Source organism: Streptomyces sp. NPDC030799, assembly GCF_055572255.1.
On record NZ_JBVIDS010000014.1, the window covers coordinates 1 to 23,283 of the forward strand.

Sequence of the window (23,283 nt, forward strand, 5' to 3'; positions counted from 1 at the left end):
GTCTTGGCGACGGTGACCAGGTCGCCGCCGCGCAGCGCGCCCGCACACAGCCGGGTGATGGAGGACTTGCCGCGGATGCCGTTGACCAGCACCCGGGTGGGGATGTTCTCCAGGTTGGCGAAGTGCCGCCGCTGCTCCACGACGCCCGCGGCGAGCAGAATCGCGCAGCAGACCAGCAGCACGGTGTAGAGGAAGAGCACGGGTGATCAGTTCCTTGTGTACTGCTGGGGCGGGTACGGCTGCGGCGGGTACGGCTCGGGCGCGGGGTGCCGGGGCGGGTCCTGGCGCGGGCCGTGCTGCTCGGGCAGGTCCTGGCGCGGCGCGGACTGCTGCCGGGCGGACGGCGGGGGCGGGGTGTGGCGGGGCTGCTGCCGGCGCTGGTCCTGCAGTTGCTGCCGGATGAGCTCCAGGGAGCGGGTGACGGCGCCGACCTCGTCGTGGTGCTGCGGGAAGAGCACGGTCTTGCGGTCGCCCCCGGCCAGCGCCTCGGCCCGGTCGGCCAGGCTGCGCAGCGGACGGGCCACCACGATGTGCAGCCAGCCCAGGCAGGCGACGGCCGCGGCGGCACCGAGCAGGCCGGCGAGGACGGTGCGGTTCTGGGCGTCGTACTGCGGGATGGCGAGCCGGTCGACGGGCTGCCAGCTGACCACGCTCCAGTGCAGCGACTCGGCCGTGCCGCTGCCGGAGAACGGCGCGGCGGCCGCGATCCGCACCCCGTGCTCGCGGTAGAGCACGCCGTTCGGCTGGGGCTTCTTGCCCAGCCGCTGGGCGCTGGCCGCGACGAGGTCCTTCAGGTGGTCGTCGGGCAGCGACTGGAAGGCGAGGAAGCCGGTGTTACCGGCGATGATCTTGTGCTGGTCGTCCACGAGCCGGACCACGCCGAGGCCGGGCCGGGTCAGCAGGGCGTTGAAGAACTCCACCCGGAACTCGCCGATCAGCTGGGCTCCGCCCCGGCCGGGTATCTCGGCGGCGGCGACGACCACGGGCTCCTTGCCGCCGCGGCCCAGCAGCCGGACGGGCTTGCCGGAGACCCGGTCGGACTGGTCCACCTTGGGGGTCTTTCCCTCGCGGGCCTGGATGGCGCCGTGGGAGTCGACGACGTAGAGGGAGCGGTAGCGCCGGTTCTCGTTGTAGGTGTGCTCCAGCACCGTCTCCATGGCCTCGGGTGAGGTCTTGTCGCCGATCAGCGAGGCGACCGACTGCAGGTCGGCGTCGCCCTCGTTGACCGCGCGGCGCACCCGGTCACTGAGCGTGTCGGTGCGTTCGCGCTGGTCGTTGACGAGCTGCCGGGGGACGTCGGCCGTGTTGTCCGCGCGGTTGAACAGCAGCATCAGCGGTGCCGACCAGGCCAGCAGCAGCACCGCACAGACAGCGAGGAAGGCGCGGGTGTCCACCCGGCGCAGCCCGCGCTGGCTCTCGGCCGGGCCGGTGGCCTCGGCGCTCTCGCCGAGCAGCTGGCGGCGCAGCCGTTCCAGGGCGCCTCCGATGCGGTGCGCCTCGCCGTAGCCGGGGACCGTGACCGGCCGGGTCAGATCGCCGCGGGTGAGCCGGCGGGACTCCAGGAACAGCCGGATGAGCGGGCGCTGCACGGTGCCCAGCAGCACCGCCACGGCCAGGGCGCCGACGACGAGCAGCGCGCCGGCCGCCAGCACTCCGAACACCGGGGAGCCGGCCGGGGCGGACTCCTCGGTCACCTTGACCATGGCGACCACGGACAGGCCGAGCCCGCTGGCGGTGGTTCTCTCGCCGGGCTCGGCCGCGGCGAGGGTGGCGTATCCGGCGACGGACCGGTCGCCGAGCAGCTTGCCGCCGAGCAGGCTGCCGCTGACGCCCTGGTAGCCGCCGCTGCCGGGTTCCTTGCTGCTGCGCGGGTCCTGCTGTGCCCGTCGGGCCGCCGCCTGGGCGAAGTCCTTCAGCTGCTTGCGGGAGTCCGTGAGGTCCTTGCGGTCGATGCTGTTGCGGGCCGACTCGGGGTCGGCGATGCCGTCGCTGCTGAGGATCGCGCCGCCGGCGTCCACCACGGCGATGGAGCGGAACTGACCGAGGCTGATGCCGGGGAACTTCAGGTTCCTGGAGGCCACCAGCAGCAGCTGCGGCCTGCCCGGCCAGGTCAGCAGGCCGAAGGAGAGCAGGCGCACCTCGCCGTTCTTCAGCCGGACCATGCGTGGGGCCAGTCCGTCGTCGCCGCTGAGGCTGGAGAGGTCCACGTCGGTCAGCGGCACCGTCTCGCCGCGGGCCGCGACCAGCTTGCCGGTGCGGATCTCGACGACGGCGGTGCCCATCCACTTCTGGTAGGTGCTGCCGAGCTTGTCGAGGACGGCGTCGCCGGAGACCGGCTGCCCGGCGCTGAACAGCGCGGCGGAGCGGGTGACGTCGGTGACGGACTCGTCGATGGAGGCGCGCAGCGCGATGGCGCCGTCCTCGGCGAAGTGCTGCTGGGACGTCAGCACCGCCTTCGGCACTCCGGCGTCGTCGACGCGGCCCAGCACCAGTGCCGTGATCGCGGCGAGCGTCAGCAGGAGTGCCGAAAGGACCGCGATCGGCGGGCGGATGCCTCCGATCAGCGACATGTCGGCTCGGCGGCGGGCTCGGTGCTGCCGCGCCGGGGGCGATGACGCCACAGAACGTCCTCTCAGGAAATACGGTCCGGGCGCGTGGATGGTAAGACCGCGCCCGGAAAGCTCAGACATGTAAGTGGTGGGTTAAGTTGCAGTAAGTCGCACGTGATCTAGGCAACATCACGCAACCCACAACCAAGAACGGACAAGAAAGGACAAATGAGGCTCCCATGCGGTGGCGGTTCAGGCCGTGCGCACATCCCGTCCGGCCCCCGCTAGGGCAGCGGCGTCAGCGGCTTCAGGCCGTCCTTGGCGGCGCCACGGTTGAGCAGGGTGCCCTCGGTGCGCTCGAAGGCCAGCCGCAGCCGCGCCTTCTGGCTGTCCGTCAGGCCGTGGTCGTCGCGGAGCGCGGCCGGCACGTCCAGCAGGCGGTAGTCCCGCGCCTCGTCGTCGGAGTAGTCGGCGGTGCCGCCGTCCCGGACGTTCTCGGCGTCCGGCGGAATCGTCAGCAGCGTCGGCTCGAAGCGCGGCTGGACGTCCCAGTGACCCTTGTCCCGCTCGGTGAACGTGAACCAGGCGATCACGCCCTCCTCGGTCAGCCCCGTCGGCACCTCGTGCCGGGCGATCTGGTTGCCCAGGCCGTAGCTGATCCAGGTGCCGTCGACCTTCTCCATCGGCTCGACGACGTGCGCGTGGTGGCCGATGACCAGGTTGATGCCGGTGTGCCGGGCGATCTGCCGGGCGAAGGAGAGCTGCCCGGCGGACGGTTCCGGATGATGCTCGTGGCCCCAGTGCAGGGACAGGATCACCACCTCGGCACCGGCCTTGCGGGCGCGCCGCTCGGCGGCCTTGATCCGGCCCAGGTCCTGCTCGTTGGCCAGCCACGGCTTGCCCTTCGGCAGCGTGTGCGGCTCGTTGAAGCCGTAGGCGAAGGATATCTGCGCGACCTTGACGCCCTTGACGTCCATGATCAGCGGGGTGTTCGCCTCCTTCGCGGTGCGGGCGGAGCCGGTGTGCTTCAGACCGGCGGCGTCCAGCGCGTCCAGGGTGCGCTTCACGCCCTCGTAGCCGTGGTCGAGGGTGTGGTTGGAGGCGGTGGAGCAGGTGTCGTAACCGATGTCCTTGATCGTCTTCGCCTGCTGCGGCGGCACCTGGAAGTCCGGGAAGCCCTCGAAGGGGCCCTTCGCCGGGCCCATCACCGGCTCGAAGTGGCAGATCGCCAGGTCCGCCTTGCTGATCAGCGGCTTGATGCCGGCCATCATCGGCCCGAAGTCCAGGCCGTCCACCCCCTTGCCGGTGCGCTTGGCGTCCTTGCGTGCCTGGTCGACCAGCTCGGGGTGCATCAGGATGTCCCCGGCGGCGGCGACGGTGAAGGAGCGCCCGCCGCCCTGGGCACCGGCGTCGTCCGAGAGGAGACCGCAGCCGGAGGCGGCCGCGAGGAGGGAGAGCGGGGTCAGCAGGGACAGCAGGGTCCGGCTACGGCGTCTGTTCACCAAGATATCTTGATACAACCATGAGAGCCCATCGCTCACGCGTCATAACGATCGCAACACTTCTGCTCGTCATCGCCGGTCTCGCCGGCGGTCTCACCGCCCTGCTCCGCACCACGGGCGGCGGCGCCGGCCAGTCCGACCGGCCCGCCACCAAGGGCGCCGAGCAGATCGACCTGGCGCGCGAGGTGGCGGACTACACCAGCCGCTTCGGCCCCGACCGGGGCTATCTGCATCCCGGCAAGGCCGACCGCGAGGACATCGCCGCGGCGCTCGGCCTGTTGCTCGACGGCCATCGCGACCAAGCGGAACAGCGTCTTTCGCAAAGGGACTTCACGGTGCGCACGGTCTTCGACCGGCCCTCCGGGCACCGGTACACCGAGGTGGCCGACCGCACCGACTCCGCCGTGACACCGCGCGGCTGGGGCCGGGTCTACCTCGATCTGGACCACCGCCCGAGCTGGTCGGCCCAGGTTCCGCACCCGGGCTTCGATCTGGGCACCGAGCAGCTGGGCGTCCGGGTGCTGCGCGGCTCACCCGGCGGGATCCTGGTCATCGCAGGTGCACATCGCAAAGCGGGAGTCGGTAATTCGGCGGACGTGGCGCACCGCCAGGACACCGTCTTCCACGCCATCTGCGCGGAGCTGGCCCGCCGCGGGATGCCCGGGATCCAGCTGCACGGCTTCGCCGCCTCCGCCGCGCCCGGCTACGACGTGATCGCCTCCACCGGCGCCGGGTCGGCGGGCCGACAGGAGGGCCGCGACCTGGCCGACGCCCTGCGCGGGCACGGCTTCCAGGTGTGCCGGGCCTGGGTGCGGTCCTGTCCGCTGGAGGGCCGCACGAACATGCAGGGCCGGGTGGCAGACGACGACCATGTGCCGTTCCTGCACGTCGAGTTCTCCCCCGAGATACGCGCGGGCGGACGGCCCGCCGAGCGGGCCGCCGCCGCGGTCGCCGAGATCACACGCCGGTGGGCCGGTAAACCCGTGACACACTGAGCCTCCCACGCATGCGACAGAGCAAGGCTGTTAGCGACATGGCAGACATCTCGGGCACGACGAACGAGACGGACGAGGCCGGCGGGCCCCTGCCCCTGCTCATCGTCGACGGTGCGAACGTCGTCGGATCGGTGCCCGACGGCTGGTGGCGCGACCGTCGCGGGGCCGCCGAGCGCCTGCGCGACCGTCTGGTCCCCTTCGCGCGGTCCGGCGTGGCCGGACTGCCCGGCCCGCTGGAGCTGGTCCTGGTGGTCGAGGGCGCGGCCCGGGGCGTGGCCCCGGTGCCCGGGGTGCGCATCGAGGAGGCGTCCGGCAGCGGGGACGACCGCATCGTGGACCTCGCGGCGGCGGCCGGCGACCGCCCGTGCCTGGTCGTCACGGCCGACCGCGAGCTGCGCCGCCGCGTCCGCGAACACGGCGCCGAGGTCACCGGCCCCCGCACACTCCTGAACTGAACCTGCCAGGCGCGGACCCCGGTCCGGCTCTTCTCACTGGCCCGGTACCCGGGCGTACAGCACCGCTCCGTCCACGGTGCCCGTCTTCTCGTAGCGGGCGGCCAGCAGGCGGCGTAGGGGTGGTATCCGGTCGGGGGCGTACGGCTTGCCGCGGGAGTCGTCGACGACCAGGGGCGGGGCGTAGGCGTCCAGTTCCCGACGGAAGACCGGCCAGGCACCCGCCACGGCGTACTTCTCGCCGACCTCGGACCCGTCCCGGCCGCCGCTGTAGTTGGTGAGCAGACCGGCGGTCAGATAGCGGGTGGCGGGAGTGCGGCCGGCCAGCCAGTACGTCTCCGGGTGCATGCCCCAGACCAGGACCCGGTCGGCGGGGGTGGTGCGCTGTTCGAGGGCGGCCGCGAGCCGCTGGGCGTGGGCGAGTTCCGGGCGCGGAGCGAGCAGGCCCCAGGCGAGGAAGAGGGCACAGGCACCGGCCGAGGTGCGGACGGCGGCCACGCCCCGTTCCGCGGGCAGGCCGTGCAGCGCCGCGGTGGCCAACAGGGCGATCGGCGGGGTGAGTTGCAGGTAGTAGTGGCCGAAGAAGTGGAAGCCGGCGGTCACCGCGACCGCCGAGCCGGCCAGCCAGAGCCACAGGTCCACCGCTTCGGTACGGGCGCTGCGCAGGGCCCGTACGACCGGCGGGAGCAGCCCCGCCGAGGCCACGGCGAGGAGCGCGGTGTTGGCCAGGGCGCGCGCCAGGACATGGAGTTCGGAGCCGGTGAAGGAGACGTAGGCGGCGGAGCCGGTCACCGTCCAGAACAGGAACCGGGCCGGGTCCGTCAGCAGGGCCGCGCCCAGCACCGGCAGCGCGCAGCCGGCCGCGAGCCGCAGCACGCCCGCGCGCGGGGCGCCCCGGCGGTCGAGCAGCCAGGCCACCGGCAGCAGCACCGCGCCGCCGGTCTGCTTGGTGAGGAACGCGGCGGCGACGGCGGCCCCGGCCGCGCCCCAGCGCCCGCGGTCGGCGCACCACAGGGCGGCGGCCGTGCCGGGCAGTATGAACACCTCGAAGCCGGCGGCCTGCGCGTCCTCGGGGTTGAGCCCGACCGAGACCAGCAGATACAGCACCCCAGCGGTCCGGCCCGCGCGGTCGCCCCAGCGGCGCCGGGCGAGCGAGGCCAGGGCCGCGGCGGTGAGCAGCTGGGCGAGGACCGCCAGCACCCGCAGCGGAGTCAGGGAGCCGGAGCCGCAGACCGCGAACGCCGCCTCGTACAGCCAGGGCAGCAGCGGCGGCTTGCGGTCCACGACGGTGTCGTACAGCTGCCCGCCCTGGGCCAGCAGCCGCGCCTGTACGGCGAGGTAGCCCTCGTCCGGGTTCCACAGCGGCCGGACGAAGGACGGCAGCCGGGTGACGCAGGCCAGCGTGGCGAGGAGGGGCAGCAGCCGCGTCCAGTACGCCGCCCGGGTGACGGTCCTCGTGCCTGCGGTCCGTGCGCGGGCGAGCGGGGCGGCGAGCATGGGCAGCACGCTATCCGGCCCCGCCGTCCTGGCCGAAGCGGGACATACGGGGCCGGTGGGGCGAAGGAAACGGTTACGGAGTACGGCCCGCGGCCTGCTGGGCATCCTTGTCCCGCAGGGCCAGCCTGCTGTGGGTGCGGCCGTAGAGGAAGTAGACGACGAAGCCGATCACCATCCAGATGGCGAACCGGATCCAGGTCTCGGCGGGCAGGTTGAGCATCAGCCACAGGGTGGCGCACACGGACAGGACGGGGACGAAGGGGACCCACGGGGTGCGGAAGGCGCGCGGCAGGTCGGGGCGGGTCCGGCGCAGGATGATCACGCTGATCGCGACGACGACGAACGCGAAGAGCGTTCCGATGTTCACCAGTTCGGCCAGCTCGCTCAGGCTGGTGAAGCCGGCGACGATCGCGATGACCACGCCGAGCAGGATGGTCGGCCGGTGCGGGGTCTTGAAGCGCGGGTGGACCCGCGAGAAGAAGCGCGGCAGCAGTCCGTCCCTGCTCATCGCGAAGAACACCCGGGTCTGGCCGAGGAGGAGGATCATGCAGACCGTGGTCAGGCCCACCGCCGCGCCGAAGCTGATCACGCCCGCGTACCAGGGGTGTCCGATGGCCTTGAAGGCGTCGGCGAGCGGGGCGTCCACGGACAGCTTGGTGTACTTCTGCATACCGGTGACGACGATGGAGACGGCGACGTAGAGCACGGTGCAGATGAACAGGGAGCCGAGGATGCCGCGCGGCATGTCCCGCTGCGGGTTGCGGGTCTCCTCGGCGGCCGTGGCCACGATGTCGAAGCCGATGAAGGCGAAGAACACGACCGAGGCGGCCGTGAAGATGCCCATCACGCCGAAGTTGGCGGGTGCCCAGCCGAACATCAGCTGGATGAGCGGTGCTTTGAGGTTGCCGCCGGCCGGCACCGGCTGGGCCGGCGGGATGAACGGCGTGTAGTTGGCGCCCTTGATGAAGAAGGCACCGGCGATGATCACGATGAGGACGACGGCCACCTTGATGGCGACGACGAGCGAGGTGATCCGGGCCGACAGCTTCATGCCGAGGACGAGGATGCCGGTGAGCACCAGCACCAGGGCGGCGGCGAGGATGTCGAAGCCGAAACCGGCGGCGTTGTCCCGGCCGGCGAGATAGTCGGGCAGATGCCAGCCGGCGTTGTCCAGCAGCGAGCGGATGTAGCCCGACCAGCCGACCGCCACCACCGCCGTGCCGAGCGCGAACTCCAGAACCAGGTCCCAGCCGATGATCCAGGCGGGCAGCTCGCCCAGGGAGGAGTAGCTGAACGTGTACGCCGAGCCGGCCACGGGGACCGTGGAGGCGAACTCGGCGTAGCAGAGGGCGGCGAGCGCGCAGACCACGCCGGCTGCCACGAAGGCCAGGGACACCGCCGGACCGGCGTTGTTCTTGGCGACCTGTCCGGTGAGGACGAAGATGCCGGTGCCGATGATGACGCCGACGCCGAAGACGGTCAGATCGAGCGCGGAGAGGGACTTCTTGAGCGAATGCTCGGGTTCCTCGGTGTCCTGGATGGACTGCTCGACGTTCTTCGTCCTGAACAGCGTGCTGCTCACGTAGTGCCTCCCACGCTCGGGGGCCGCCTCGCCATGGCCCGACATGATCGAGAGGGTCGGGGTGCGTATGCCCCGGCACAGGCAGGTTCACGCAAACGGGCCGGTTCCGCCACCGCAAGGAATGGCGTCACCGGCCCGTGGGGGCGCGTCGCGGGTCAGTCGCGGGCGGGCTCCACCGAGTCCACCTCGGCGGCCGTACGGTCGAACCGGCCGTCCAGCTTGGCGACCAGTCCGGTGACCTGGCGGGCGATGTCCGGGGCGGTCAGGCCGATCTCGGCGAGGACCTCGCCGCGGGAGGCGTGGTCGAGGAAGCGCGGCGGGATGCCGAAGTCGCGCAGCGGCACGTCCACGCCGGCGTCGCGCAGGGCCTGGGCGACCGCGGAGCCGACACCGCCGACGCGGCTGTTGTCCTCGACGGTGACGACGACCCGGTGCCGCTCGGCCAGCGGGGCCATGGCCTCGTCGACGGGCTTGACCCAGCGCGGGTCGACGACGGTGGTGGAGATGCCCTGCTTGTCCAGCAGGGCGGCGATCTCCAGGCACATCGGCGCGAGCGCGCCCACGGAGACCAGCAGCACGTCCGGCCGGTCGGTGCCGGGCTCGCGCAGGACGTCCATCCCGCCGACGCGGCCCACGGCGGGTACGGCGGGGCCGACGGCGCCCTTGGAGAAGCGGACCACGGTCGGCGCGTCCGTCACCTCGACGGCCTCCCGCAGTTGCGCCCGCACCTGCTCGGCGTCACGCGGCGCGGCGAGCCTCAGGCCCGGTACGACCTGGAGGATCGACATGTCCCACATGCCGTTGTGCGAGGCGCCGTCGGTGCCGGTGACGCCGGCCCGGTCCAGCACGAAGGTGACCCCGCACTTGTGCAGGGCCACGTCCATGAGGACCTGGTCGAAGGCGCGGTTGAGGAAGGTGGCGTACACGGCGAAGACGGGGTGCACCCCGGCGTACGCGAGTCCGGCGGCCGACACGGCGGCGTGCTGCTCGGCGATCCCGACGTCGTACACCCGTTCGGGGAACTGCTTGGCGAACTTGTCCAGGCCGACGGGCTGGAGCATGGCCGCGGTGATGGCGACGATGTCCTCGCGCTCCTCACCCAGCCTGACCATCTCGTCGCCGAAGACGGAGGTCCAGTCGGCGCCGGAGGAGGCGATCGGCAGACCGGTGTCCGGATGGATCTTGCCGACGGCGTGGAAGCGGTCGGCCTCGTCCTGCAGGGCCGGCTGGTAGCCGCGCCCCTTCTCGGTGAGGCAGTGCACGATGACCGGGCCACCGAACCGCTTGGCCCGCGCCAGCGCGGACTCCAGCGCCTCGATGTCGTGCCCGTCGATCGGACCGACGTACTTCAGGCCCAGGTCCTCGAACATGCCCTGCGGGGCGATGAAGTCCTTCAGGCCCTTCTTGGCGCCGTGCAGCGTCTCGTAGAGCGGCCGGCCGACGACCGGGGTCTTCTCCAGCACCTCCTTGGTGCGGGCGAGGAACCGCTCGTACCCGTCGGTCGTGCGCAGGGTGGCCAGGTGGTTGGCGAGGCCGCCGATGGTCGGGGCGTACGACCGCTCGTTGTCGTTGACGACGATGACCAGGGGCCGGTCCTTGGCGTCGGCGATGTTGTTGAGGGCCTCCCAGGCCATGCCGCCCGTGAGGGCACCGTCACCGATCACGGCCACGACATGGCTGTCCCGCTTCTTCAGCTGGTTGGCCTTGGCGATGCCGTCGGCCCAGCCGAGCACCGTGGAGGCGTGGCTGTTCTCGATGACGTCGTGCTCGGACTCGGCCTGCGACGGGTAGCCCGACAGGCCGCCCTTCATCTTCAGCTTCGAGAAGTCCTGCCGGCCGGTGAGCAGCTTGTGCACATAGGACTGGTGGCCGGTGTCCCACAGGACCTTGTCCTTCGGGGACTCGAAGACCCGGTGGAGGGCGATGGTCAGCTCCACCACACCGAGGTTGGGGCCCAGGTGCCCGCCGGTCTTGGAGACCTCCTGGACAAGGAAGGTCCGGATCTCCTCCGCCAGCTGGTCCAGCTCCTCCAGGCTGAGCCGGTCCAGATCGCGCGGTCCCCTGATGCGGGTCAGCAGCGGCACCCGTGCCTCCTTTGCAGTAGAGCTGATCGAGCTTTCGCCGGGCTCGCCCGAGTCTAATGTTCATGCTTTGCACGACACGACAGCGCCCGGCACCTTTCGGGTGCCGGGCGCTGTCGTCCGTCCGGGCGCGCTATGCGCGACCAGCGGTCTTCTGCGTCTTGCGGGTCACCGCGTCGATGACCACTGTGGCGAGCAGAACACCACCGGTGATCATGTACTGCACCGGGGAGGCGATGCCCTGCAGGGCGAGGCCGTACTGGATCGAGACGATGACCAGGACGCCGAGGAGCGCGTTCCACGTGCGGCCCCGGCCGCCGAAGAGGGACGTACCGCCGATCACGGCCGCCGCGATCGCGTTCATCAGCAGGTCACCGCCGCCGGCGCCCTGGTTGGCGGACGCGATCTTGGAGGCGATGAACAGGCCGCCGATGGCCGCGAAGGTACCGGAGATGGCGAACACCGAGATCCGGACCATGTCCACGTTGATACCGGCACGGCGGGAGGCCTCGACGCTGCCGCCGAGCGCGAAGATCTTGCGGCCGTACCCGGTGCGGCGCAGCACGAAGTCCGTGAGGAACAGCACCGCGATGAAGATCACCACGGCCAGCGGCAGGCCCTTGTACTGGTTGTAGACGGCCGCGGCGGCGAAGGCGACGATCCCCAGCAGCACGGTGCGCAGGATGGTTTCGCTCAGCGGGCGGGACGGCACGCCGGCGGCCTCGCGCCGCTTGTTGCCGAAGAAGGAGCTGAGGAAGAACAGCACCGTCACCGCGATGGCGAGCCCGTAGGCGGCGGCCACGTCGGAGAAGTAGTAGCTGGTCAGCTTGGCGACGAGGCCGTTGTCGTTCAGGTTGATCGTGCCGTTGTCGCCCAGGATCTTGAGCATGAGGCCGTTCCAGAACAGCAGACCGGCCAGCGTGACCGCGAAGGCGGGGACGCCGATCTTCGCGAAGAAGAAGCCCTGCACCGCACCCGCGACCGTTCCGGTGAGGACGGACAGCACGAGGGCCAGGATCTCGTTCATGCCGTGGGTGACGTTGAGCACCGCGAAGGTGGCACCCGCGACACCGGAGAGCGAACCGACCGACAGGTCGATCTCGCCGAGCAGCAGGACGAACACGATACCGACGGCGATCATGCCCGTGCCGACCATGGCGACGGAGATGTCGGAGAGGTTGCCGGCGGTGAGGAAGTTGGAGTTCAGGCTCTGGAAGATGATCCAGATGACCGCCAGGCCGATGACGACCGGGAGGGAGCCGAGGTCACCGGCCTTCATCTTCCGCTTGAACTCGGTGATGTAGCCCGCGAAGCCCTGTTCGCGCACCAGCAGGCGGGGGTCGACCGCGACGTCGGAGCCGCGTGCCGCCTCGGGGTTCTCCACCACGTGGTCCTCGGGGGGCGTGGAGGTCTTGTCGATGCTCACTTCTTGATCTCCCCATTGGAGCGCGCCGCACGACGGGTCACGGCGTTGTCCGTGGCGCCGGTGATGGCGGAGATGATCTCTTCCTGCGAGGTCGACTTGACCTCGAAGACGCCGTTGTTGCGACCCAGACGCAGGACGGCCACCTTGTCGGCGACGGCCTTCACATCGGCCATGTTGTGGCTGATGAGGATCACGGCGTGACCACGCTCCCGCAGCCGTTCCACCAGGTCGAGGACCTGCGCGGTCTGCTCGACGCCGAGGGCGGCGGTGGGCTCGTCGAGGATGACCAGCTTGGGCTCGCCGAGCATGGAGCGCGCGATGGCCACGGTCTGGCGCTGGCCGCCGGAGAGCGAGGCGATCGGGATGCGGACGCTCGGGATGCGGATCGACAGCGTGGTGAGCAGCTCGCGGGAGCGGCGCTCCATCTCCACCTCGTCCAGGACACCGCGGCGGCGGATCTCCCGGCCCAGATAGAGGTTGCCGACCACGTCGATGTTGTCGCACAGCGCGAGGTCCTGGTAGACCGTCGCGATGCCGAGGCCCTGGGCGTCGTGCGGCTTGCTGATCTGGACGGCCTTGCCTTCCCATTCGATGACGCCCTCATCGATGGGGTGAACGCCGGCGATCGTCTTGACCAGCGTGGACTTTCCGGCACCGTTGTCGCCGACCAGGGCGACCACCTCACCGGCGTGGACCTCAAGCTCTACGTCGGTGAGCGCCTGAACGGCACCGAACCGCTTGGAGACCCCGCGCAACGCCAGCACGGGCGTAGCGGACACGTGAACCATCTCCTTCGCCGCCTGACCCGGCGGGAGGTTGTGCAGAAGTTTTTGGGGGGTGTTCCGTCCGGCGCCCCGCAACGAGCTTGCGGGGCTGTCTGATGCGCGGGGCGCCGGCGGAGCTGTGGAGGCCTTTCCCGCTGAGGGAATTCAAGAAGGAATTCCCTCGGGTGGGAAGGCGTGCGGCTGATTACTTCAGGCCGAGCTTGTCGCAGGCCGCCTTGTACTGCCCGGTGCAGATGTCGGCGACCGTGTAGACGCCGTCCTTGACGACGGTGTCCTTGATGTTGTCCTTGGTCAGCGCGGTGACCGGCACCAGGACCGAGGGGACCTGCTTGGTGGTCGGGCTGTCGACCTTGTCCTTGGCGACGGAGCCGAGGGACTTGCCCTGGGCGAGGTCCACGGCCATCTCGGCGGCCGCGGCGGCCTCGGGAGCGTACGGCTTGTAGACGCTCATGTACTGCTCACCGGCGACGATGCGCTGGACACCCGCGAGCTCCGCGTCCTGGCCGGTGACCGGGATGTTGGAGATGCCGGCGGCCTTGAGGGCGGTGATGATACCGCCGGCCATGCCGTCGTTGGCGGAGTAGACGCCGATGATGTTCTTCTTGCCCAGAGCGGAGATGGCGCCCTCCATGTTGGAGTTGGCGTTCTCCGGCTTCCACTCCTTGGTGTCGTACTCCTTGCCGACGTTCACCTTGCCGTCGAGCACCTCGTGGGCGCCCTTCTTGAACTGCGCGGCGTTCGGGTCGGTGGAGGAACCGTTCATCATGACGATCTTGCCGGACTTGGCCTTGGAGCCGAGGGCCTTGAGGAGGGCCTCGCCCTGGGTCTTGCCGACCGTCTCGTTGTCGAACGAGGTGTACGCGTCGATCGGACCCTGCGCCAGGCGGTCGTAGGCGACGACCGGGATGCCGGCGTCCTTGGCCTTCTGCACCGAGTTCTTGATGGCCGCAGCGTCCACCGCGTCGACGATCAGCACGTCCACCTTGTTGGTGACCATGGAGTCGACCTGCTGGTTCTGCGTGGTGGCGTCCTGCTTGGCGTTGGCGTAGATGACCTCGCCCTTGCCGTTGGTCAGCTCCTTGACCTTCTTCTCGATCAAGGGCCGGTCGAACTTCTCGTAACGGGCGGTCTGGTTCTCCGGCAGGAGCAGGCCGACCTTGATGGAGTCGCCCTTCTTGGGGCCGGAGGACTTGCCGGAGCCGCCACCGGACTCCTTGGCGCTGCCACAGGCGGCGAGAGAGACGGCCATGGCACCAGCAGCAACGGCGAAGGCCGCACGACGCATACGCGTGTTCACTTCAGAAACCTCCCTGACGAGGCCGCGTCGTTGCGGCCGAGGTGGCTGGAAGTCAACTCGGCCACACGTGCGACGTCAAGAAGTAAATCCTTAACGAGATGGCAACGGTGCCATCCGTTCTCTAAGTGAAGGCGGGGGCGGCGGTGGGCAGCCCACCGGCGACAGACCCGTCCAAGAGCGTCGAATCGCCCATCTCGCTGAGGGCGAGGGCGAGCGCTCCGAGCACCTCGGCGCGACCGCCAAGTGCCCCTGGGAGAACGGACAGTTGACGCGCCGCGCTGGGGATGGCGTAGCGGCCGACGGACTCCCTGATCGGCCCGAGCACGAGCTCGCCGGCCTCGGCGAGATCACCGCCGAGGACCACCCGGCTCGGGTTCAGAAGGTTGCAGAGATTGGCCACTCCACTGCCGATGTGGCGGCCGACGTCGGCGATCACCCGACGACAGCCCGGGTCACCGTCCCTGGCCAGCCGTACGACGCCTTCCATGGTCAGGTCGGGACCGTGACTGGGCTGGAGCAGCGGCAGCACATAGCGTGCGGCCGCGAAGGTCTCCAGGCAGCCGCGGTTTCCGCAACGGCAGACCGGGCCGGATTCGTCGAGTGTAATATGTCCGATTTCTCCGGCTGTTCCGCCCGGGCCGCGGTAGATCTTCCCGTCGATCACCAGACCGGCGCCGACACCGCTCGCGACCTTGATGTACGCAAGGTCGCGGACGCCCTTCCCGCTGCCCCAGACCAGCTCGCCGAGGGCGCCGAGGTTGGCGTCGTTGTCCACGTGCACGGGCACGCCGAGCCGCTCGCGCAGCTCCTCGGCGGGTTTGGTGCCGCCCCAGCCCGGCAGGATGGCGGTGGACCCCAGCGTGCCCGACTCCACGTCGATCGGACCCGGCACGCCGAGCCCCACGCCGGCCACCTTGGACCGGTTCACGCCCGTCGCCGCGATCAGGCGGCTGACCAGCTCCTCCGCCCGGTCGAAGCCCTGCGCGGCGGAGGCGTCGACGTCCAGCGGCTCGGCCTCCTCGGCCAGCACCTGATGGGCGAGGTTGCCGATCGCCACGCGCAGATGGGTGTGCCCGAAATCGACACCGATCACGATCCCCGCGTCCCCGCTCAGACTGACGCTGCGCGCCCTGCGCCCGCCCGCAGAGGTGGGCGTGACCTCGACGGTTCCGCCGTCCTTCAGCTCCCGCACGATGTTGGAGACGGTCGCGGCGGACAGGCCGGTCGTCCGCGCGATCTCCGCCTGCGTGAGGGACCCGGCCAAGCGCACGGCCCGTACGACCCGCTCCAGGTTGGCTCGGTGCAGCGACGACTGCGACCCTGGAGTCTCCACGACGACCTCCTGAGCGCGGGGCCGCTTCGGCGAGGCCCCGCGTATGTCCAACTAGTGAACTCTAAGCTGAGCCGTTCGGGGTTGCTTACGTCAAGAGGTTGAACCGTTTCCGGGTACCCGAAATCGGCACGTACCCCGCCGAAAAGGACGCGCACGCCGCTCCCGGCGAGGGGAACGGCGTGCGTACGGGCGGACGCGGGGCGTCACCCCGCCGGGGTCTGGGCGCTACTTCAGCGCCCCCGCGGTCAGACCCTGGACGACCTGGCGCTGGAAGATGATGTACGCCCCGAGCACCGGCAGCATGGCCATCACCAGGCCGGCGAAGAGACCCGACCAGTCACCCTTGTAGCCCTGGCTGACGGCCAGCTGGACCAGGCCCTGGGTGAGGACCCGTTTGTCGGGGTCGGTGTTGAGGACCGTGGGCAGCATGTACTGGTTCCACTGGCCCAGGAAGTTGAAGATCCCCACGCTGATCAGGCCCGGCTTGGCCATGGGCAGCATGATCTGGAAGAACGTACGCGTGTGCGAAGCGCCGTCCACGAAGGCCGCCTCCGCCACCGAGGTGGGCAGGGTGCGGAAGAAGGCCGTGAGGAAGAAGACCGTGAACGGCAGCGAGTACGCGATGTACACCAGGATCAAGCCGTGGATGGTGTTCAGCAGCCCCATGTTGTTCACGACGTAGAACAGCGGGACCAGCGCGAGCATGATCGGGAAGCTCATGCCGCCGACGAACAGGTAGTAGATGAAGCGGTTGCCCGGGAAGTCGAAGCGGGCGAGCACATAGGCCGCCATGGAGCCGAGCACCAGGGTGCCGACGAGCGAGCCGCCGACCACCAGGACGGTATTGAGGAAGTAGTCGCTCATGTTGGCCTGGGTCCAGGCCCGCGACCAGTTGTCGAAGTGCAGCTTGTCCGGCAGCGACCAGGGCGAGCCGAAGATCGAGCTGTCGTCCTTGAAGGACGTCATCACCGCCCACAGCAGCGGCATGACCACCATGATCGCCCAGATGACCAGCACGCCGTGGGAGAAGACATTGAGGACACCGCCTTCCTTCCGGCGCCGCGCGGGCTTCGGGGCCGGTGCGTCGACCTTGGAGACGGTGGCGCCGGACTCGGCCGGCAGCGGGGCGGGGGTCTCGGTCGTCTTCATCGCTTCTAGAACTCCAGCCGCTCGCGACGGCCCAGCCGCATCACGATCGCCGCGAAGGCGAGCGTGACGACGAGCAGGGCGACGCCGATGGTGGTGGCGTAGGCGGCCTGACCGTCCCGGAACGCCTTCTGGTACACGTACAGGACCATCACCGTGGTCGAGTAGTCGGGCCCGCCCGGTCCGGTCGTCATGATCTGTACGACCGCGAACGACTCGGCGCCGAGCGCGAGGATGCCCATGTAGACCCAGCCGGACTGCACGGTGTCCCACAGCAGCGGCAGGGTGACGCGGAAGAAGGTGGTGAAGCGGCTCGCGCCGTCCAGCAGGGCCGCCTCGTACAGCTCGGCCGGGATGGAGGCCATGCCCGCCGAGAACAGGACCACGAAGAAGCCGACCGTGGACCACACCAGCACCGCCATCACGCACCACAGCGCGAGGCCCGGGTCGCCCAGCCACAGGGGCTGGACGTGATAGAGGCCGAGGCCGCGCAGGAGTGAGTTGATCGCGCCGCTGTCCGGGTTGTACGCGAACTGGAACAGCAGTGCGACGATCGCGATGGAGAGCACCTGCGGGAAGAAGTACACGATCTTGTAGAAGGAGGAGCCCCGGACCCCCGAGATCACGGGGCCGCCCCTTCTGCGGCGTCCGCCCACATTGATCATGAAGGCGAAGAACAGCGCCAGACCGATCGTCACCAGCGGAAGCACCAGGGCGAACAGCAGACTGTGCTGCAGCGACTTCCAGAAGATGTCGTCGTCGAGCATCCTCTTGTAGTTGTCGAAGCCGACCATCTTGAATTCGGGGCTCAGGCCGGTCCAGTCCGTGAACGAGTAATAGATGGACTGGATGAACGGCCACACCACGAAGAGCGCGTACAGTCCCAGGGGCAGAACCAGAAAGCCCACGATGAACCGGTACTTGCCGTGCTGCATCGCCACTCCGGTGCGTTGAGAGGGTGCTGGTTACTGGTGCTTGTAGTGCTTGATGGAGGTGTCCTTGGCCGCCTCGTCGGCGAATCCCTGGATCTTCTTGATGGCCTCGGCCGGGCTGAGCCGGCCGGCCATCATCTCGCCGAGACCGGCGACACCGATCTTCTCCTTCTGCAGCTGCACGTACCAGTCCTGCAGCCGCGGATTCACCACGTTGGATCCGGCCAGCTTCAGCGCCGCCACGCCCGACTTCAGTCCGGGGGTGAGGGTGATGCCGGTGGTGCCGCCGTTGTACGCGGTCAGCGACTTCACCTTGGCGGTGAAGTTCTTCGAGGACGCCTCGGAGAGCATGATGCGCAGCTGCTCCATGCCGCCCTCGGCGTTCGCGGCCTTGTCCGGCACGATGAAGGGCTCGCCACCGGAGGCCCAGATGGTGCCGAACGGCATCTTGTCGGAGCTGTCGATGCCGGAGGGTGCCGAGACCGCGAGGTCGAAGTCGGCCGGGATGACGCTGGCCGACTCGTTCTCCACCCAGGAGCCGTTCGGGATGAACAGCGCCTTGCCCTTGGCCCAGGCCGTCTGCGACTGGATGTGGTCGAGGCCCGGTGTGCCCTGGAGGATGTAACCCTTCTTGAACAGCTCGTAGTACGCCTCGAAGCAGGCCTTGACGGCCGGGTGCTTCCAGGCGTTCGGCTCCAGGTTGTCGATGGCGTCGAGCACCTCGCGCCCGCCGACCTTGCCGATCATCGGGTAGAGCGAGAAGGGGAGGTAGTACGGGTACTTGCCCGCGTACGTCCAGCCCGCCATGCCCTTCTTCTTGGCCTTCTCGCAGACCTTGAGCATCTCGTCCCAGGTCTGCGGGTACTTCTCGTCGAGCGAGTCCAGGGCCTTCTGCGAGTACCAGACGCCGTACACCGTGTAGGCGTAGTAGAGGATCCACACCGGCTTGCCGTCGAACTGGCCCATCTCCACGATGCCGGGGCGCAGTGTGTCGCGGACCTTCTTGTTCGGGTCGTCGTACGACGGCGCGTCCAGCAGCGGGGTGAGGTCGGCCAGCTGGTTCTTGCCGACGAGCACGCCCATGTCCATCTGCTCGGCGCCGGAGTTGTCGATGAGGTCCGGCGGGTTGCCCTGGTTGAAGCGGGGCTGCAGGGTGGACTGGATCTTCTGGGTGGCGGAGAACTTCACCGTGGCCTTGGGGAAGTCCTTCTCATAGATCTTCACCGCGTCCTCGGCGTACTCCTTGCCGAAGCCGCCGTCGAAGAGGACGAATTCCATCTTGGCGGTCTCGTTGACCCCGAGCGGGTTCTTGGCGGTCTTCTTGCCCGCCTTGTCCTTCTTCTGCCCGCCCCCGCCGCTGCTCGCACAGGCCGACAGCAGGCCCATGCCCGGGGCCGCGACCAGGCCGAGCGCCGCGGACCGCTTGATCAGATCACGCCGGCCGACACCTTCGGCACCGTGGTTCGAGGTGGATCCCATGCTCAAGTCCTCGCCTTCTCCAGGACTCAGGCGGTGAACCGGATCCTCCCCGGCACCGCGGTCGGGTAGTGCTGGGTCGTGCGTAGTGCTGGGTCGTGCAGGGTCGTGCGGGAAACGCCGACAGGTATAGTCCACTTTCGGTCGGCTGAGCAAGATCGAATGCAGGGTTCGCGATCGGTCTTTTCCGAGTTGAGACCTCGCGGAAATATGAGCGACCTGTGCGCGACCCGGCGAAAAAGTCGCGACATAAGTCCCTGAATGCCACACCCAACGCCCTTGACATCACGGGCCACTTGACGCCCTACTGGTTCCTGCGCCCGGCAGTTGACAACGTTGTCCAGAGGGGGGCGCAGGAGGGGAATCCGTAGATGCAGCGGAGAACTCGGCACAGATGGGATCCGGCGGTCGTCCTCACGGCCGCCTTTGTCATGGCCGTCGGCGCACAGGGCGCGGCGGTCGCCCTCCCTGCGCAGGGGGCCGCCGCCGGCCAGGAGTTCGCATCCTCGTTCGAGACGGGCGATCCGGCACCGGACTGGTTGAACACCGTGGACACCGGGCCGGACGGCACCCGGCGCGCCTCGGGCGTCGACGGCGGCTACAGCACCGGAATTCCCGGCAATGTCACCGACCATGTCACCGATGTCCGGGCGAGCGGCGAGAACACGGGCGCCGGCGAGGTGAAGGAGAACCTGGTCGACAGCGAGCCCGGCACCAAGTGGCTGACCTTCGAGCCCACCGGCTGGGTCGAGTTCGACCTGGACAAGCCCATCAAGCTGGTGACCTACGCGCTGACCTCGGCCAACGACTACGCCGAGCGCGACCCCAAGGACTGGGCGCTGCTCGGCTCCACCGACGGCAAGGACTGGAAGACCCTCGACACCCGCTCGGGCGAAAGCTTCTCCGAGCGCTTCCAGACCAAGTCCTACGACCTGGCCGAACCCGCCGAGTACCAGCACTTCCGCCTGGAGGTCACCCAGAACGACGGTGCCCCGGACATCCTGCAGCTCGCCGACGTCCAGTTCTCCACCGGCGGCGGGGGCGACCCGGTGCCGCAGGACATGCTGACCCTGGTCGACAAGGGCCCGACCGGCTCGCCGACGGCCAAGGCGCGGGCCGGCTTCACCGGAAGGAGGGCGCTGCGCTACGCCGGGCGGCACACCGCGGAAGGCCGGGCGTACTCGTACAACAAGGTCTTCGACGTGAACGTGAAGGTCGCCGGCGACACCCAGCTGTCGTACCGCATCTTCCCGTCGATGGCCGACGGCGACCGGGACTACGACGCCACGAACGTCTCCCTCGACCTGGCCTTCACGGACGGCACCCATCTGAGCGACCTCGGCGCGCTGGACCAGCACGGGTTCCCGCTGTCCCCGCGCGGGCAGGGCACGTCGAAGGTGCTGTACGTCAACCAGTGGAACAACGTGGTCTCCCGGATCGGCTCCGTGGCGGCCGGCAGGACGGTCGACCGGATCCTGGTCGGGTACGACTCCCCCGCCGGGCCGGCGAAGTTCCGCGGCTGGATCGACGACGTGGCGCTGAAGCCCGTACCGCCCGACAAGCCGAAGGCCCATCTGTCGGACTACGCGCTCACCACGCGCGGCACCAACTCCAGCGGCAGCTTCTCGCGCGGCAACGACTTCCCCGCCACCGCGCTGCCGCATGGCTTCAACTTCTGGACGCCGGTGACCAACGCGTCCTCGCTGAGCTGGCTGTACGAATACGCACGTGCGAACAACGACGACAATCTGCCGACGATCCAGGCGTTCAGCGCGAGCCATGAGCCGAGTCCGTGGATGGGCGACCGGCAGACCTTCCAGGTGATGCCGTCGGCCGCCGCCGGCACCCCCGACACCGGCCGGACGGCACGCGAGCTGCCGTTCCGCCACGAGAACGAGACCGCGCGGCCCTACTACTACGGAGTGCGTTTCGAAAACGGTCTCAGGGCCGAGATGACCCCGACCGACCATGCGGCGGTGCTGCGCTTCACCTACCCCGGCGACGACACGAGCGTGCTGTTCGACAACGTCACCGAGCAGGCGGGTCTCACCCTCGACAAGGAGCACGGGACCGTCACCGGTTACTCCGACGTGAAGTCGGGACTGTCGACCGGCGCCACCCGGCTGTTCGTGTACGGCACGTTCGACAAGCCGGTGACCGACGGCGGATCGAGCGGGGTGAAGGGCTACCTGCGGTTCGACGCCGGCGCCGACCGCACCGTCACGCTGCGCCTGGCGACCTCGCTGATCGGCGTCGACCAGGCGAAGGACAATCTGCGCCAGGAGGTCCCGGACGGCACCTCCTTCGACACGGTCAGGGCGCGGGCGCAGCGCACCTGGGACAAGCTGCTCGGCAAGGTCGAGGTGGAGGGCGCGACCCCGGACCAGCTGACCACGCTGTACTCCAGCATGTACCGGCTGTACCTGTACCCGAACTCCGGCTTCGAGAAGACCGGGGACACCTACCGGTACGCCTCCCCCTTCTCCCCGATGCAGAGCCAGGACACCCCGACCCACACCGGCGCGAAGATCGTCGACGGGAAGGTGTACGTCAACAACGGTTTCTGGGACACCTACCGCACCACATGGCCGGCGTACTCCCTGCTGACCCCCTCCCGGGCGGGCGAGATGGCCGACGGGTTCGTGCAGCAGTACAAGGACGGCGGATGGACGTCGCGTTGGTCCTCCCCCGGCTACGCCGACCTGATGACCGGCACCTCCTCCGACGTGGCGTTCGCGGACGCGTATGTGAAAGGCGTGAAGTTCGACGCGAAGGCGGCCTACGACGCGGCCCTGAAGAACGCGACCGTCGTCCCGCCGATGTCGGGCGTGGGCCGCAAGGGCATGAGCACCTCACCGTTCCTCGGTTACACCAGCACCGCCACCACCGAGGGCCTGTCCTGGGCGATGGAGGGCTATGTCAACGACTTCGGCATCGCGAAGATGGGCGAGGCCCTGTACCGGAAGACCGGCGAGAAGCACTACAAGGAGGAGTCCGCGTACTTCCTCAACCGCGCCCGGGACTATGTGAACCTGTTCGACACCAAGGCGGGCTTCTTCCAGGGCCGCGACACGAAGGGCGACTGGCGGCTGGACTCCTCGAAGTACGACCCGCGCGTGTGGGGCTACGACTACACGGAGACCAACGGCTGGGGCTATGCCTTCACCGCCCCGCAGGACAGCCGCGGCCTGGCCAACCTGTACGGCGGCCGGCAGGGCCTCGCGGAGAAGCTGGACGAGTACTTCACCACCCCGGAGACGGCCTCCCCGAACTTCGTCGGCTCCTACGGCGGGGTGATCCACGAGATGACCGAGGCACGGGACGTGCGGATGGGCATGCTCGGACAGTCCAACCAGGTCGCACACCATGTGCCCTACATGTACGACGCGGCCGGCGAGCCCTGGAAGACACAGGCGGCGGTCCGCGAGATCCTCTCCCGGCTCTACTCCGGCAGCGAGATCGGGCAGGGTTACCACGGCGACGAGGACAACGGCGAGCAGTCCGGCTGGTATCTGTTCTCGGCGCTCGGCTTCTACCCCCTGGTGATGGGCAGCGGCGAGTACTCCATCGGCTCCCCGCTGTTCACGAAGGTCACCGTGCACCTCGAAATCGGCCGTGACCTGGTCGTCAAAGCACCACGGAACAGCCTGAGGAACGTCTACATCCAGGGTGTGACGTTCAACGGCCGCCCCTGGACGTCCACCTCGCTCCCCCACTCGCTGCTGTCCCAGGGCGGGGAGCTGGAGTTCTCCATGGGCGCGAGGCCGTCGACGTGGGGCACGGGCAAGAACGCCGCCCCGGTCTCCGTCACCCAGGACGACCAGGTGCCGGTGCCCCGGGCGGACGTCCTCAAGGGGGACGGAGCGCTCTTCGACAACACGTCGGCGACGGACGCGACGGTCACCTCGGTGGACCTGCCGGTCGACGAAGCCGTGCGGCCCGTCCAGTACACGCTGACCTCGTCGGCCGACCACACCAGGGCGCCGACGGGCTGGACCCTCCAGGGTTCCTCGGACGGCGCCACCTGGCAGACCCTGGACCACCGGTCCGGCGAGAGCTTCACCTGGGACCACCAGACCCGGGCGTTCACCATCGCCGCGCCGGGCACGTACACCAGGTACCGGCTCGTCCTGGACGGCGCCTCGACACTGGCGGAGGTGGAGCTGCTGGCCTGACGGACACGGCGCAGCGGCCGTCCCTCCGGCGAGGGGCGGCCGCTCTCTCCTTCCG

15 protein-coding genes and 1 pseudogene are annotated in these 23,283 nt (G+C 69.4%); 3 read left to right on the forward strand and 13 right to left on the reverse strand.

The features are described 5' to 3' along the window. From ACZ41I_RS30980 to ACZ41I_RS30990, 3 genes and pseudogenes are all read right to left on the reverse strand, one after another. Nucleotides 1–200 (reverse strand): annotated as a pseudogene (locus ACZ41I_RS30980) (poly-gamma-glutamate synthase PgsB); the annotation flags it as partial. A gap of 6 nt (nucleotides 201–206) precedes the next feature. After that, the gene (locus ACZ41I_RS30985; protein WP_468515608.1) at nucleotides 207–2,570 is read right to left on the reverse strand and encodes a HAMP domain-containing protein; all 2,364 of its coding nucleotides are present in this window, start codon (nucleotides 2,568–2,570) and stop codon (nucleotides 207–209) included. 263 nt (nucleotides 2,571–2,833) lie between these two features. Beyond that, nucleotides 2,834–4,051, reverse strand: a complete 1,218-nt coding sequence (locus tag ACZ41I_RS30990) for a CapA family protein (protein ID WP_399772136.1) — start codon at nucleotides 4,049–4,051, stop codon at nucleotides 2,834–2,836. A 20-nt stretch (nucleotides 4,052–4,071) separates the two neighbouring features. Between ACZ41I_RS30990 and ACZ41I_RS30995 the strand changes: the two genes are divergently transcribed. Both ACZ41I_RS30995 and ACZ41I_RS31000 read left to right on the forward strand, forming a co-directional pair. After that, nucleotides 4,072–5,046: a hypothetical protein gene (locus ACZ41I_RS30995; protein WP_468515609.1), complete on the forward strand. Its 975-nt coding sequence runs from the start codon at nucleotides 4,072–4,074 to the stop codon at nucleotides 5,044–5,046. Nucleotides 5,047–5,084: 38 nt separating this feature from the next. Further along, nucleotides 5,085–5,501: an NTP pyrophosphohydrolase gene (locus ACZ41I_RS31000; protein ID WP_399772141.1), complete on the forward strand. Its 417-nt coding sequence runs from the start codon at nucleotides 5,085–5,087 to the stop codon at nucleotides 5,499–5,501. 33 nt (nucleotides 5,502–5,534) lie between these two features. Here the strand turns inward: ACZ41I_RS31000 and ACZ41I_RS31005 are convergent, their stop codons facing one another. The 10 genes from ACZ41I_RS31005 to ngcE all read right to left on the reverse strand — a co-directional run bounded on the left by ACZ41I_RS31005 (nucleotide 5,535) and on the right by ngcE (nucleotide 19,056). Then, entirely contained in the window at nucleotides 5,535–6,995 is a 1,461-nt protein-coding gene (locus ACZ41I_RS31005; RefSeq protein WP_468515610.1) for a glycosyltransferase family 39 protein, read from the reverse strand. 73 nt (nucleotides 6,996–7,068) lie between these two features. Continuing rightward, complete coding sequence (locus ACZ41I_RS31010; protein WP_468515611.1) at nucleotides 7,069–8,577, reverse strand: amino acid permease; 1,509 nt, start codon at nucleotides 8,575–8,577, stop codon at nucleotides 7,069–7,071. A gap of 155 nt (nucleotides 8,578–8,732) precedes the next feature. Next, a complete protein-coding gene (dxs, locus tag ACZ41I_RS31015; protein ID WP_468324350.1) occupies nucleotides 8,733–10,661 on the reverse strand; it encodes a 1-deoxy-D-xylulose-5-phosphate synthase in 1,929 nt (642 codons plus the stop codon). A gap of 130 nt (nucleotides 10,662–10,791) precedes the next feature. Then, nucleotides 10,792–12,084, reverse strand: coding sequence for a sugar ABC transporter permease (locus ACZ41I_RS31020; RefSeq protein ID WP_399772150.1), 1,293 nt, complete (start codon nucleotides 12,082–12,084; stop codon nucleotides 10,792–10,794). Beyond that, a complete protein-coding gene (locus tag ACZ41I_RS31025; protein WP_363214676.1) occupies nucleotides 12,081–12,872 on the reverse strand; it encodes an ATP-binding cassette domain-containing protein in 792 nt (263 codons plus the stop codon). Before ACZ41I_RS31025 ends, ACZ41I_RS31020 begins: the two co-directional genes overlap by 4 nt. Before the next feature lie 181 nt (nucleotides 12,873–13,053). Continuing rightward, nucleotides 13,054–14,154, reverse strand: coding sequence for a substrate-binding domain-containing protein (locus ACZ41I_RS31030; protein ID WP_399772580.1), 1,101 nt, complete (start codon nucleotides 14,152–14,154; stop codon nucleotides 13,054–13,056). Nucleotides 14,155–14,287: 133 nt separating this feature from the next. Then, on the reverse strand, nucleotides 14,288–15,499 hold the full coding sequence (locus ACZ41I_RS31035; protein ID WP_363214677.1) for an ROK family transcriptional regulator: 1,212 nt from the start codon (nucleotides 15,497–15,499) through the stop codon (nucleotides 14,288–14,290). 225 nt (nucleotides 15,500–15,724) lie between these two features. Then, nucleotides 15,725–16,648 (reverse strand): carbohydrate ABC transporter permease, encoded by a 924-nt coding sequence (locus ACZ41I_RS31040; RefSeq protein WP_468515612.1) that lies wholly within the window; start codon nucleotides 16,646–16,648, stop codon nucleotides 15,725–15,727. A gap of 5 nt (nucleotides 16,649–16,653) precedes the next feature. Beyond that, nucleotides 16,654–17,580 (reverse strand): carbohydrate ABC transporter permease, encoded by a 927-nt coding sequence (locus ACZ41I_RS31045; RefSeq protein WP_468515613.1) that lies wholly within the window; start codon nucleotides 17,578–17,580, stop codon nucleotides 16,654–16,656. A 30-nt stretch (nucleotides 17,581–17,610) separates the two neighbouring features. After that, nucleotides 17,611–19,056, reverse strand: a complete 1,446-nt coding sequence (gene ngcE, locus ACZ41I_RS31050; RefSeq protein ID WP_363214680.1) for an N-acetylglucosamine/diacetylchitobiose ABC transporter substrate-binding protein — start codon at nucleotides 19,054–19,056, stop codon at nucleotides 17,611–17,613. A gap of 368 nt (nucleotides 19,057–19,424) precedes the next feature. Between ngcE and ACZ41I_RS31055 the strand changes: the two genes are divergently transcribed. Beyond that, nucleotides 19,425–23,228: a GH92 family glycosyl hydrolase gene (locus ACZ41I_RS31055; protein ID WP_468515614.1), complete on the forward strand. Its 3,804-nt coding sequence runs from the start codon at nucleotides 19,425–19,427 to the stop codon at nucleotides 23,226–23,228. Nucleotides 23,229–23,283 lie beyond the last annotated feature (55 nt).

Excerpts from the sequence above, each read along its gene's own strand:
- ACZ41I_RS30985 (WP_468515608.1), bottom strand. The coding sequence starts at position 2,570 with ATGTCGCTGATCGGAGGCATCCGCCCGCCGATCGCGGTCCTTTCGGCA.
- ACZ41I_RS30995 (WP_468515609.1), top strand. The coding sequence starts at position 4,072 with ATGAGAGCCCATCGCTCACGCGTCATAACGATCGCAACACTTCTGCTC.
- ACZ41I_RS31000 (WP_399772141.1), top strand. The coding sequence starts at position 5,085 with ATGGCAGACATCTCGGGCACGACGAACGAGACGGACGAGGCCGGCGGG.
- ACZ41I_RS31005 (WP_468515610.1), bottom strand. The coding sequence starts at position 6,995 with ATGCTCGCCGCCCCGCTCGCCCGCGCACGGACCGCAGGCACGAGGACC.
- ACZ41I_RS31025 (WP_363214676.1), bottom strand. The coding sequence starts at position 12,872 with ATGGTTCACGTGTCCGCTACGCCCGTGCTGGCGTTGCGCGGGGTCTCC.
- ACZ41I_RS31030 (WP_399772580.1), bottom strand. The coding sequence starts at position 14,154 with ATGCGTCGTGCGGCCTTCGCCGTTGCTGCTGGTGCCATGGCCGTCTCT.
- ACZ41I_RS31040 (WP_468515612.1), bottom strand. The coding sequence starts at position 16,648 with ATGAAGACGACCGAGACCCCCGCCCCGCTGCCGGCCGAGTCCGGCGCC.
- ACZ41I_RS31045 (WP_468515613.1), bottom strand. The coding sequence starts at position 17,580 with ATGCAGCACGGCAAGTACCGGTTCATCGTGGGCTTTCTGGTTCTGCCC.
- ngcE (WP_363214680.1), bottom strand. The coding sequence starts at position 19,056 with ATGGGATCCACCTCGAACCACGGTGCCGAAGGTGTCGGCCGGCGTGAT.
- ACZ41I_RS31055 (WP_468515614.1), top strand. The coding sequence starts at position 19,425 with ATGCAGCGGAGAACTCGGCACAGATGGGATCCGGCGGTCGTCCTCACG.